Here is a 13085-nt window from a genome sequence, read left to right as displayed (position 1 = left end):
GGTATAGCCGTTTCGCCTATTGGAGGGATTGATGCAATCTTTGCGACAATTTACCTTTGCGGGTTAAACTTGTGCCCATTGATATGAACATAGGGAAGATCCGATGACCAGACATTACGATTACCTTGCTATTGGCGCCGGCAGCGGCGGCATCGCCTCCATTAACCGTGCGGCGATGTACGGCCAGAAATGCGCCCTGATTGAAGCCAAATATCTCGGTGGTACCTGTGTCAATGTCGGCTGCGTCCCGAAAAAAATCATGTGGCATGCGGCACAGATTGCCGAGGCGATAAAACTGTACGGCCCCGATTACGGTTTTGACACCACCATCAACCGTCTCGACTGGGGGACTTTGGTCAAAAGCCGCAGCGCGTATATTGACCGCATCCATCAATCCTATGAACGGGTGCTGGGCAATAACAAAGTAGATGTTATCGAAGGTTTCGCCCGCTTTGTGGACGCCCATACCGTTGAAGTCAACGGCGAACGCATTACCGCCGATCATATCCTGATTGCCACCGGGGGCCGTCCCAGCCACATCGATATCGTCGGCGAGGAATACGGCATCGATTCAGACGGCTTTTTTGCCCTGGATGCCATGCCCCGGCGGGTGGCGGTGGTGGGCGCCGGTTATATCGCGGTGGAACTCGCCGGAGTGCTGAACGCATTGGGGGCGGAAACGCACCTGTTCGTGCGCAAACATGCGCCGCTGCGTACCTTCGACCCGCTGATTATCGATACCCTGGTGGAGATCATGAACGCGGAAGGCCCTACCCTGCATACCGGATCCATACCGGAATCCATCGTCAAAAACAGCGACGGCAGCCTGACGCTGACCTTGGAAAACGGCGGCGAATTTATTGTTGATGCGCTGATTTGGGCCATCGGCCGGGAACCCTCCACCGACAACCTGAACCTGGCCGCCGCCGGCGTGGAAACCGACAGCAACGGCTATATCCGGGTGGATAAATACCAGAACACCAACGTCCCGGGAATTTACGCCGTCGGCGACAATACCGGCGCGGTGGAATTGACGCCGGTAGCGGTGGCGGCGGGCCGCCGTCTGTCCGAACGCCTGTTCAACGGCAAGCCGGAAGAACACCTGGATTACAACCTGATTCCCACCGTGGTGTTCAGCCATCCCCCCATCGGCACCATCGGCTTGACCGAACCGGAGGCGCTGGCGAAATACGGCGAGAAAGAGGTCAAAATCTATAAAACCGGCTTTACCTCCATGTATACCGCCGTCACCGATCATCGCCAGCCTTGCCGCATGAAGCTGGTGTGCGTCGGGCCGGATGAAAAAATCGTCGGACTGCACGGCATCGGCTTGGGCATGGATGAAATACTGCAGGGTTTTGCCGTGGCGATCAAAATGGGCGCCACCAAGCGCGATTTTGATAATACCGTGGCCATCCATCCCACGGCGGCGGAAGAATTGGTGACCATGCGATAAGCAGCGTTAGCAATACCGCAGGACGACAGTGATAGCGGCCGATGCCCCGACCGATCATGGGAGGGGCTGTGTTCAATTCAATATTTGTACCTTGCAGCAGTTCCTTAAAGAAAGTGGGCTAGTTGACGAATGAATTGAAAAGCATTCTAACCTTTTAAAAGGTACAACGCGTGGTCTGATAATACATTTTATTATTACAGCATCAAATACCACAATTCCATTAATAATCAGATGACAAAAATTAGCATTCACAATGCCGTTTTTGGATATTTTTGATTTTATCCCCCCATCTGCGGTAAAAACTTCAATAGTCCGATACGTTAGCCTTTTTTAGCAGAACGATGGCGCATATTAACCTTGCTTATTTGAGTGAGCCTTTATATATATTCTATTGTTCAATGCATAACCTTAAAGCATAAGTCATACTTTCATTGATTTAACGGATTTTATTTAAAACAAGGTAAAACTATGGCACTCGCGGATCCTATTTTTCCACAAACGGTCGATGGCATAATACCCATCCAAAGCGTTACGAATGATGGAGCCGTGATAGTCCTGATTCCAGCTTATACCAATCCTGCGCCCTTAGACCAGATAACGGTATTGTGGAATTTTATAGGTAGAGGACAGTACACCGTAGCAGATTATAATCCAAGCTTTCCCATCGTGATCCGCATACCGGCAGTCTTCGCCCCCATAGGAAGATATTTAGTCTCTTATATCATAGAGGACCGTTTCGGCAATACGACGTCATCCGAGACTGTTCTGGTGGAAGTTTCCAATAACGCCTTGTTACTAGAAGCCGAGGTGAGCACCGCAAACATTGTGGCCGGCAGCGGAATCCCACATATCATTGATTACTGGCTAATTACTCCGGCGGGCGTAGGTGCTCCCGGCCGCTTGTTGCAATACAGCGTCGATGGCAGCGCCACGCTTGTGCCGCCTGTGTCGGATACCACTGATGGCAACGGGCATACCCAACTGCGCGTCTTCAGCAGCACGCCGGGAACCGTCACGGTGCATACCGTTCTTGCATCCGATCCGATTGCCGTTTACAGCCATATCAGGCTCACCTTTTTCGGCGCCGTGCTGACACAACTCATTTCGGCCGAGGTACAAGCGGACAAGGCGCAGGGAAATGGTCTGGGAGTTAACCGGATACGCTATCAGGTCAGAACCCTGGCCGGCGATTTGCCGGTGGCCAACGCCAGGCTCGATTTCAGCGCCACCAACGGCGCGGCGCTATCTCCATCCTCGGGGATTACTGATTTAAATGGCTACGTTACCCTAGCATTAACCAACCGAATGAGTGGGATAGTGACAATTACGGCTTTATTAGCTTCGGGACTTGGTACGGAAAACTTTACCAGAGTGACTTTTAATTAGAGACAATATTTATTCCAGGGATAGCACAGTTTAATTATGCCGGAAGGTTCAAATAAATTAATGGATACAATTTTAGTAAAGATTAGCAATATTATTTTTATAGTTAAAAAAACAGAATATTTGCCGGAGGTACTTTATGCAAAATCAATATCCGCCTAATCATGCTCCTCAAAGAGATTACTATGTTACCTTAATCTCTTCCGCTACAGCAAAGGCTGACGGAAGAGACAGAAATAATGCCATAGCGACGCTCTATAGTCACGGGCAACCGCTGTGCGGACGTCAAGTTACCTTCTGGCTATCAGGCAGCGCCGCATTCTGCGATGGCGCTCAACAAACCAGCGCAATAACGGATAGCCGGGGTCAGGCGGCAGTGTATTTTACCGACTGCCGGCAAGAAACCGTGGCCGTGAGTTGCAAATTCGACGGGATGTCCGCGGTAAGCTACTCCACTTTCGAAAGTGCTGAAGAAATAACCGGGTTAGGCATTATCGCCAGTGTCGAAAGCAATTACGCTGCGGCGAATGATTATGATAGTAATGTCATACAATATACATTGCAGGATTTTACAACCGACCAGCCCGTCCCGGGCAGGGTGCTAAACTTTTCAATAGTCCGTGGTTCTGGAAGTTTGTATAACACTTTTGATACCACCAACGCCTCGGGGCAGGCACGGGTTTCTTTACGCAGCGGTGTACCGGATGCGGTGGAAGTCAGGGCCGTTTTGGATGGCCAGCCCACGGTCTATAATTACACCGTGGTCAGTTTCTCCACCCCCATTACCCATACCATTTCGGCCGAACCTCTTGATATCAATGTACCCGCAGGGGGCACCTATCGTATTCGTTATACGCTCAGAGATATAGACGGCAATCCCGTTCCTAACGACTTGATGACTTTTAGCTCCAGTCCCGCGATACCCACTATAACGCCAACTGTGGGCTTTACCAACGGCCTGGGACAAATTACCGTTGGTATACAGAGTTTTTCTACCGGTAGCTTCATCATTATTGCTGAATATTCGGCGGGCAATGCTGAAAATACCACCCTTATCACGTTCAACTGATATTGGTGGAATAGTCGGGCTTAATCAAGGCTTGGACGGAGAATATTTATTGGATAGGCAAACGATAATGCGTTAAATATGATATTTCCGTTCCAGGCCGATACACTGCCCAATGACGATAATGTGCCGCGGCACGAGGAGCTCTTTTTATGTTTATTAGCCGGTATTACAGGGCCGGCCATATTACGCCATACGCTTTAGCCGCACTGTTGAGGTGCTGCCAATGAGCAACGGTTTTAATATTCATCATCAGTCTCATTAAAGAGGCATTAAGCGTAATTTCCTGTTGGTTGTAATGCTTGATTTAGTCGTGGAAATTAGGGATGGATGTCGAAACGGCATAAATGTCCTCTGTTTTTTTTTGGCAAAAGTATGCCAATTTATGAACTTGATTATTTTCTCGCAGGTTTTATGATTTAGCAAATTCTCGGAATTTATAAACGCTCAACGTTTTGCGTTGTAGATTTTTACTATGAATACCCATTGCAAACACTAGCAAAAATTGGTTTTTGTTTACTTCCACTTTGTGAGCAAAAACAGTTTCGACCAAGCTATCAGTATTTTCAGGGGTCACCTATGGAAAATAACAAAGAGTGTTATCCACTTACCCCGCCGGGATGCCCGGTGTCGCCCTTAGCCAACTATGTGCTCACGGCACAAATTTTAGCTAACAACGCGCCGGCGGACGGCGTCAGTCTTAATGGCGTACGCTTCACCCTCTCCAGTCCGGCGAGTTTGCCGGTGGCCCACCAAGAGCTTGAATTTTCCGTCACCGGCAGCGCCGCGTTGGTTATTCCGACATCCTATACCAATAATAACGGCATTGTTGATGTGGTGGCGAGAAACACCCAGCCTGAGACGGTTCAGCTCTTCGCAAATCTGGTGGCAGACCCGACGGTGAGCGCCAATAGCTTGTTGACATTCACATCAACGGGTCCTGTACCGATTTACGAGTTGACATCCAGAATTATCGTCAATGACGCGCCTGCCAATGGCAGCAGCGGAAACGAAGTAGAATTTTTTCTATCGTATGGCGGCGTGGGCGTTTCGGCTCAATTACGATTGTATTTTAACGGCGCATTCAGCGAGGTGGTCACTACCGCACCCACCGGGTCTTATATCGCTTCTTTTAGCAGCGCCGAATCCGGTTCCTTTACCGTCATAGCGGAAGTTGAGAACGATAGGACGGTGTTTACGTCCGAGACAGTGACCTTTACGCCGGTAATAGTTTATCCAATACGTCTTGGTCCAAATGTGATCACGTTCCAACAGGCGGGTGCAGGGACGCTGGCCGGCATACAAAGATTTATGGCGGGATTCAATGTCATTGAGGGTCATATTTATTCTTTTACAATATCTCCAGCTAATGCCTTTAACTATTCTGTTTGTCCCGAAGGAAGCGTTTTTGACAATGGCAGTCAGAGTTGCCTTACCGGCGTAAGCAGTGATTATGAACATTTGGGCAGCGGCATGTCCCCGGTTCGTGCGCTTACATCCGGCCAGGGCAGTTATCTGCGGTCCCGTCTCGCCGTCTGGCCTGCTTTTGCACAGTATCTCACGTTTACCATCACTGTTTATGATAACGGCCCAGGATGATAATAATCGTGGCCTAATGCTTGGGAAAGGGGGTTGTCCGTATCAAATGATAATCCTTTTTCCTTTCGTTGTATAAGATTTGGATCATGGGGAAAATCTTCGTGCTATGTATGAAGAGAAAGCAACTGCTTAAGGCATCGTTTATTATTTAGCATTTTTTGGCAGCAGAATGTTCAAATAAAAACTTGCTTCTTTTTTTGATAAAATAATGATTTTCAAAAACATATGAAAATTAAAACGCGAAGCCTTATGCCTTCGAGATTTCCAAAATGAACGCTTATCGCGCACGCTAGTCAAGCAGGGTTATTTTCTTCTACTTTATGAGCGAAAACAATTTCGACCCAGCGACCAGAATTTTTTAAGAGGTTACCTATGGAAAAGAATAATGCGTGTTATCCACTTACCCCGCCGGAATGTCCGGTCTCGCCGTTAGCCAATTATGTGCTCTCCTCTCAAATTCTGGCTAATAACGCGCCGGCGGACGGCCTCAGTCTCAATGGCGTACGCTTCACCCTCTCCAGCCCGGTGAATTTGCCGGTGGCCAATCAAATGCTGGAGTTTACCGTTTCCGGCAGCGCCACTTTAATTATTCCGACACCCTAATACCAATTATAGCGGCATTGTCGATGTGGTGGCGATAAATTATGAACCAGAAACGATTCAGCTTTTCGCAAGCCTGGCCGCCGATACCTCGGTGAGTGCCAATAGCTTGTTAAGCTTTATACCAGTGTCGCTTCCTACTTACGAAATATCATCTAGAATTGTGGTTAATAATGCATATGCCGACGACAGAAGCACAAACGTAGTGGAATTTTATTTAACCTATGCCGGGCTAGCCTACTCAGGGCAGCTAATATTGTTTGTGACCGGCCAACTTACCACGCTGGTCACCACCGGACTCGACGGCCTTTATACTGCCTATGTTGCCAGTTCTTCTCCCGGTGAAGTGAACGTCAGGGCGGAAGTGGTAAACAATAGGGTCGTATTTGCCGCAAGCATAGTCACTTTTATTCCGAGGGGAATATATTTAGGCTCGAATGTAATACCGATACCGGCAGTTCCAATGGGTTTAGGGCTTCAGGATTTTATGAGTTCCCTTGATATCATTCAAGGTCATGTTTATAGGATTGTAGGCATTCCCTCGGCAGGCCTTTACCTGGGCGCTTGTCCTGAAGGATATGTATATGATAGAAATACGACAAATTGTCGTTTTGCATTATCTGACTATACACATTTAAGTACTGATAGCATCAGCCCCGTTCTTGCACTACGTTCAGGTTTAGGTCAGGATCTCCGCTCTGCCAAATACTATCAAGTTGTCACTGCAAGAACCATTACCGTGCAGATCTTCGATGAGGGCCCGGCTTGATAACCAAGCCGTCCTATTATGAGCGGTAAAGATAAAACCAAAGGAATCGTCCGCGACAAGGGTAATCCCTTTTATTTTTATGCAAGGCGCCTATCCGCTGTTAGTAATAACGTCTGTGATTAGCGAATATCCCGCCCGGACAAGTGCAATGCCGCAAGTAGGGTAAGGTCGATACTGGTCGCGCCCGGACTACCACAAAACAAAATCGATGGTAAATTACTGCTTATTCTCCCGCTCCGCTTCCGCCGTTATTTTACCCTGCCGCCAGTTCAGCAGGGGCGACACCGAAGTCCCGTGTACAATCACGCTCGCCACTACCAGGGTAAAGGCCATGTTGGCCATGCGTTCGGCCTCGGGGCCGGCCAGGCCCTGGTTATAGGCCCAGGTAATGTAGTTGATGCTGCCGATGCCGCGGATGCCCAGCCAGCCGATCAATGCCCGGTGCAGGGGCGGCTCGCCGCTGCCGATGGTCGCCAGGTAAACCGCGGCCGGCCTTATGAGCAAAAACAGGATGGCGGCCAGCAGCAGCCCCAGGGGATCCCAATGCATGGCCAGGGTGATGCCCAGCACGATCACGATACCGGCGGCGAACAGTCGCTCCATGGTATCGCCGAAAGAGAGTGCGTCGCTCACCACCAGGCCGACGGAGCGCAGCGGCCCGGTGGCGCCCGAAGCTTCACGCTGGTTAGGGTTCACCAGGGATTCCGCCGTGCCGCCTCGCTCCTCTTCCGGCAGGTGATCCGGCGGATGGCGGTTAAAAATGCCCAGTTCGGTGCGGCGCAATCCGACCCCGGCGGCAAAGGCGGCCAAAAAGCCCGAGGCGTCCAGGCTTTGCGCCGCGGCATAGCTTAACGCCACCAGGGATAGGGCCAGGAAATCATTGGGGGCGGTGTCGTTTTGGCTGATTTTGGAATGGGTTGCCAAATGTCCGATAAGCCGGCCCAGGCCGAAACCGATGCCCAGCCCCCCCAGCAGCGACCAAAGAACATCCACCAGCGCCCAATGGCCCAGTTGGGCAAACGACAGCGGATGATGGGCGGTAAGCAGCAGCATCGCCAGCATCAATACCGGCAGCGCCGTGCCGTCGTTCATGCCCGCTTCGCTGGACAGGGAAACCCGCAGGCTGTCGTCGTCCCGTGCATCGTTGACCGAGATTAGGCTGGCCAGCACCGGATCGGTGGGGGCCACTATCGCGCCGAAGACCAGGGAAAGCGGCCAGGAAAAGCCGGCCAGAAAATGAGCAGCCACGGTGACGCCCACCACGGTAAAGATCATGGCCGGAAAGGCCAGACGAACCCCCATGAGCCAGCCAGGATCGCGAAACGGCAGCCGCAGCTTGAGACCGGTGATAAACAGGGAAGCCGCCATGGCAATTTCGGTCACCCGCTCTATCAGCACCGCATGGGCGGCCACGTCCACCCGCAGCAGATTCAGGACCCATGGACCACAGACAATGCCCGCCGCCAAATACAACCCGAAAGAAGTGACGGGACCGCGATGGATCCAGCCGGAGGCCAGCGACATCAACAACAACAGACCGCCCACGGCCGCTATCCATCCCGTAAAACCCATGGAGTCTCCTGATAATGTTTTTATTCTCCTTTCAGTATGATCGATTTTTTCCACGATCCCTGATTATGTCTGGATCTGAAGCGGATAGGGCAGAGACCGCTTTCACAATTAAGCCGTGAGCAACGCACATTTCCACCCGTGGGTGCGCCCGGCTTTTGGCTCTGCGTGCCCCTTGTCTTGCGTATCGCCCGGCAACTGGCTACTGTCTGTGGTTGACGGCATGTAACCGGAGCACAACGTTATGTCTTTGACGTCCCTGGCGCACCTGAACGATGTACCCGCCGGCGAGTGGGATGCCCTGGTCCCCGCGGGACAGCCTTTTTTACAGCACGCTTTTCTCTCGACCCTGGAAGAGAGCGGCAGCCTGGGACCGCTTTCCGGCTGGCGTCCCCATCATTTGCTGTGGCGGGAAAACGGCCGCTGCCTGGCCGCCATGCCCGGCTATCGCAAAAGAAACTCCAGCGGAGAATACGTGTTTGATCACGGCTGGGCCGAAGCCTGCCATCGCGCCGGAATTCAGTATTATCCCAAATGGCTGGGGGCGGTGCCCTTCAGCCCGGTAACCGGCTCCCGTGTGCTGGGGGCGGAGACGGCGGCGGCAAAACTGCTGGATGCGCTGCCGGATTATCTGGCCGAACAGGGCTGGTCCGGCGCCCATGTGAATTTCACCGATGCCAAAGCCGGTTCTCTTCTGGCGGCCCGGCCGGACTGGCTGCATCGATTAGGTTGCCAGTATCACTGGCATAACCGCGGCTATCGGGATTTCCAGGATTTCATGGATGCCCTGAGTTCGCGCAAGCGCAAGCAGATGCGTAAGGAGCGCGAAGCGGTGGCGGCGCAAGGCATTGATTTCAGATGGCTGGAAGGGGGACTGGTGAGCGAGGCGCAGTGGGACTTTATCTATACCTGCTATGCCAATACTTATGAAGTGCGGGGCCAATCGCCTTACCTGACGCGGGATTTTTTCAGCCTGCTGGCGCAGCGGATGCCCGATGCAATCCGGGTGGTGCTGGCAAGCCGGCAGGACCGTCCCGTTGCCATGGCGTTCAGTCTGGTGAGCGACGACACCTTTTACGGCCGCTATTGGGGCTGCCTGGCGGAGTTCGATCGCCTGCACTTTGAAACCTGTTTCTACCAGGGAATCGAATATGCCATCACCCACGGTCTGTCGCGCTTCGACGCCGGCGCCCAGGGAGAACATAAGCTGATTCGCGGCTTTGAGCCGGTGCTGACCGACTCATGGCATTACCTGCGCCATCCGGGGCTGCGAACCGCGGTGGCGGAGTTTCTTAACGAAGAACGGGACGCGGTGCGCGCCTGGGCGGAAGAAGCGCGTAAAGCGCTGCCCTATCGTCAAGAGTAAGCGTCAAGAGTAAGCGTCAAGAGTCAGTCCACGCCGACAAAACCGCCGGTCTGGTATTGCCACAGCCGCGCATAAAGCCCCTGCCGGCTCAGCAGTTCGCTATGGCTGCCGATTTCAGCGATGCGCCCTTCGTTCATCACCACCAGCCGGTCCATTTTGGCAATGGTGGAGAGGCGGTGCGCGATGGCGATAACCGTTTTACCCCGCATCAGCACTTCCAGGCTTTCCTGGATGGCCGCTTCCACTTCCGAATCCAGCGCCGAGGTGGCTTCGTCCATTATCAGGATCGGCGCGTCCTTGAGCAGCACCCGGGCGATGGCGATACGCTGGCGCTGGCCGCCGGACAGCTTCACGCCCCGTTCCCCTACGTGGGCATCAAGGCCGGTGCGCCCTTCGGCATCGGACAGCATCGGGATAAACTCATCGGCCCGGGCGCGGTGTATGGCTTGCCACAGCTCGGCGTCGCTGGCGCCGGGCCTGCCGTACAGCAGATTTTCGCGAATGGAGCGATGGAGCAGCGACGTGTCCTGGGTGATCATGCCGATACCGGCCCGCAGGCTCTCCTGGCTCACCTCGGCGATATTTTGCCCGTCGATGAGGATACGCCCGCCGTTGAGGTCATACAGGCGCAGCAGCAGGTTCACCAGCGTCGATTTACCCGCGCCGGAGGGGCCAATCAGACCGATTTTTTCACCTGGGCGGATAGCCAGATTCAGGCCGTCGATCACCGCCCGTCCCTTGCCATAATTGAAATGCAGATTTTCAAAGCTCACCGCGCCCTCACGCACCTGCAGTTTGGGCGCCAGTGGGCGATCGGTAACGCTTACCGGCTGCGAAATGGTGTTAAGACCGTCCTGCACCATGCCGATATTTTCAAAGATACCGTTCACCACCCACATGATCCAGCCGGACATATTCACCAGGCGAATCACCAGGCCGGTGGCCAGGGCGATGGCGCCGACGCTTATCAACGACTGCGACCACAGCCACAGCGCCAGCCCGGTGGTGCTGACAATCAACAGACCGTTCATGATGGTAATGGTGACGTCCATGCCGGTCACCAGCCGGCTCGCCAGCTGGGTCTTTTCCGTCTGCTCGGTAATGGCTTCCCGGGCGTACTGACGCTCGAGATCCGTATGGGCGAACAGCTTCAACGTGGCGATATTGGTGTAACCGTCGACGATGCACCCCATCAAGCGGGATCGGGCGGCGGAAGAGACCGCCGAGCGGGATTTAACCCGCGGCACAAAATAATACAGGCAAAAGAGATAGCCCACTATCCAGACGATCAGCGGAATCATAAGGCGCCAGTCGGCTTCGGCGAACAGCACCAGCGAACTGACGGCGTAGATCAGCACATGCCATAAAGCGTCCACCGCCTGCACCGCCGAATCACGCAATGAATTGCCGGTTTGCATAATGCGCTGGGCGATACGGCCGGCGAAATCGTTTTGGAAAAACCCCAGGCTCTGCCTGAGGACATAATTATGATTCTGCCAGCGGATCATGCTCGTCATGCCGGGATTGATGGTCTGGTGTACCAGCAAATCGTGCAGTGTCAAAAAAATCGGCCGCAGGATAAGTATCTCCACCGCCATCCACAGCAGTTCGTGCCCGTGTTCGCTGAAGAAACGTTGACCTGAACCACTGCTTTGCGCCAGGTCGATAAGACGGCTGAGGTAAGGAAATAACGCCACCTCGATCAACGCCCCGATAAGCCCCACCACCAGGAGAGCGGCGAAGCTAGGCCACACCTGGCGCAGATAATACACATAGAAGGGTAAAACCCGATCCGGCGGCGCGGACGCGGGGGATTCCTGGAAAATATCGATCATGCTTTCAAAACGGCGGAACAGCATAAAAGCCCCTTAATTTACTCGGAGAAAAGGGCTATCCCGGCCCAGATAAAACGCTCCTGAAAAAGGTAGCTTAGTGTATTTTCACCCTGGTTCGCGAATCATTATGCGAAATGGCATTACCGCCCCTGGCGTTTAGCGCCATCTTGCTTTCATTCCACCGCGTCACGGCACAGCGGGCAGGTCATGCAATGACCGCCGCCGCGGCCGCGGCCTAACTCGCTGCCGACGATTTCAATCACCTCCACGCCCTCTTTGCGCAATTGCGTGTTGGTTTTGGTGTTGCGATCATAAGCCATCACCACCCCCGGCGAGAGGGCTACCATATTATTGCCGCTGTCCCACTGCTGGCGTTCGGTGTCGTAATCGTTGCCCTCGGTCTCCACCACCCGAAGCTTGTCCAGGTTTAACGCCGCCGCCACCGCTTCCACAAAGCTGCCGCCGTCGCGGCTGAGCTTCATGCCGGTGGGGCCGCTGTCCGGGCGCAGGGAGAAAGTTTTGATTTGATTAACAATGGTCGGATAGAGCGTTACCACGTCCCGATCGCAGAAAGTGAACACCGTGTCCAAATGCATGGCCGCTCGCAGTTTCGGCATGGCGGCAATCATTACCCGCTCCACACCGGAACGCGGATTGGCAAACAGCGCGGCCGCCAGTTGGGTAATGGCCTGATGGGAGGTACGCTCACTCATGCCGATAAGCACGGTCTTGTTGCCGATAGGCATTACATCCCCCCCTTCCAGAGTGGCGGTGCCATGGTGCTGTGTGGGATCGCCATACCAAATGTCAAAATCCCCGTGGACAAAATCCGGATGGAATTTATAGATGGCGGCGGTCAGCAGCGTTTCTTCATGCCGGGCCGGCCAATACAGCGGATTAAGCGTCACGCCGCCATAAATCCAGCAGGTGGTATCCCGGGTGTATAACGTATTGGGCAGCGGCGGCAACATATATTCGGTAATGCCCACCGCTTCGCGAATCAATTTCAGTTCTTCGTTATCGTAATGGCCGGCGTCCGCCAGTTCGGTGGTTGAAAGGCCGCCAATGAGGATTTCAGCTAATAGGCGGGACGGCTGGCCGTCGAGAAAGTCGCGGGTTTCCTTGAGTATGCCCAATGAAACCTCGTTCGGCACTATTTGCTGGTCCAGAATCCACGCCTTGGCCGTCGGATTTTCCAGGGTGGTCGCCAATAAATTATGCATTTCCAGCACATCCACGCCGCGCTCGCGCATTTTGACGATAAAATCAAAATGATCCCGTTTCGCCCGTTCTACCCATAATACATCGTCGAACAGCAATTCATCACAGTTACTGGGGGTCAGCCGATTATGTGCCCGCCCCGGCGCGCACACCAACACCTTGCGTAATTTACCTACTTCGGAATACACGCCATATTTAACAGTATCTTTTTTTCTGGTCAT

At 53.3% G+C, this 13085-nt stretch carries 10 protein-coding genes; 7 read left to right on the top strand and 3 right to left on the bottom strand.

Annotated features, from left to right (window positions below):
- Positions 1–103 precede the first annotated feature (103 nt).
- The 6 genes from gorA (at position 104) to ACL2XJ_RS08715 (ending at position 6873) form a co-directional block, all read left to right on the top strand.
- Positions 104–1456, top strand: coding sequence for a glutathione-disulfide reductase (gorA, locus tag ACL2XJ_RS08740; RefSeq protein WP_413726256.1), 1353 nt, complete (start codon positions 104–106; stop codon positions 1454–1456).
- Between the two features lie 468 nt (positions 1457–1924).
- Positions 1925–2842 carry an Ig-like domain-containing protein gene (locus tag ACL2XJ_RS08735; protein ID WP_413726255.1) on the top strand — a complete coding sequence of 306 codons (918 nt, stop codon included), beginning with the start codon at positions 1925–1927 and terminating at the stop codon, positions 2840–2842.
- A 136-nt stretch (positions 2843–2978) separates the two neighbouring features.
- Positions 2979–3908, top strand: coding sequence for an Ig-like domain-containing protein (locus ACL2XJ_RS08730; RefSeq protein WP_413726254.1), 930 nt, complete (start codon positions 2979–2981; stop codon positions 3906–3908).
- Between the two features lie 576 nt (positions 3909–4484).
- Positions 4485–5504, top strand: a complete 1020-nt coding sequence (locus tag ACL2XJ_RS08725) for an Ig-like domain-containing protein (RefSeq protein ID WP_413726253.1) — start codon at positions 4485–4487, stop codon at positions 5502–5504.
- A gap of 372 nt (positions 5505–5876) precedes the next feature.
- Positions 5877–6107 (top strand): hypothetical protein, encoded by a 231-nt coding sequence (locus ACL2XJ_RS08720; RefSeq protein WP_413726252.1) that lies wholly within the window; start codon positions 5877–5879, stop codon positions 6105–6107.
- A gap of 25 nt (positions 6108–6132) precedes the next feature.
- Complete coding sequence (locus ACL2XJ_RS08715) at positions 6133–6873, top strand: hypothetical protein (protein ID WP_413726251.1); 741 nt, start codon at positions 6133–6135, stop codon at positions 6871–6873.
- 216 nt (positions 6874–7089) lie between these two features.
- Here ACL2XJ_RS08715 and ACL2XJ_RS08710 read toward each other — a convergent pair whose 3' ends face one another.
- Entirely contained in the window at positions 7090–8445 is a 1356-nt protein-coding gene (locus tag ACL2XJ_RS08710) for a cation:proton antiporter (RefSeq protein WP_413726250.1), read from the bottom strand.
- 241 nt (positions 8446–8686) lie between these two features.
- On the opposite strand from ACL2XJ_RS08710, the gene ACL2XJ_RS08705 reads away from it, so the two are divergent.
- Positions 8687–9808: a GNAT family N-acetyltransferase gene (locus ACL2XJ_RS08705; protein WP_413726249.1), complete on the top strand. Its 1122-nt coding sequence runs from the start codon at positions 8687–8689 to the stop codon at positions 9806–9808.
- 23 nt (positions 9809–9831) lie between these two features.
- Here the strand turns inward: ACL2XJ_RS08705 and ACL2XJ_RS08700 are convergent, their stop codons facing one another.
- Both ACL2XJ_RS08700 and arcA read right to left on the bottom strand, forming a co-directional pair.
- On the bottom strand, positions 9832–11667 hold the full coding sequence (locus ACL2XJ_RS08700) for an ABC transporter ATP-binding protein (protein WP_413726248.1): 1836 nt from the start codon (positions 11665–11667) through the stop codon (positions 9832–9834).
- Between the two features lie 149 nt (positions 11668–11816).
- Positions 11817–13085 carry an arginine deiminase gene (gene arcA / locus ACL2XJ_RS08695; RefSeq protein ID WP_203524498.1) on the bottom strand — a complete coding sequence of 423 codons (1269 nt, stop codon included), beginning with the start codon at positions 13083–13085 and terminating at the stop codon, positions 11817–11819.

Source organism: Sodalis sp. RH16 (assembly GCF_047324245.1).
GTDB classification, from domain to species: Bacteria; Pseudomonadota; Gammaproteobacteria; order Enterobacterales; family Enterobacteriaceae; genus Acerihabitans; species Acerihabitans ligni.
This window is presented reverse-complemented; position numbering and strand designations above follow the sequence as displayed.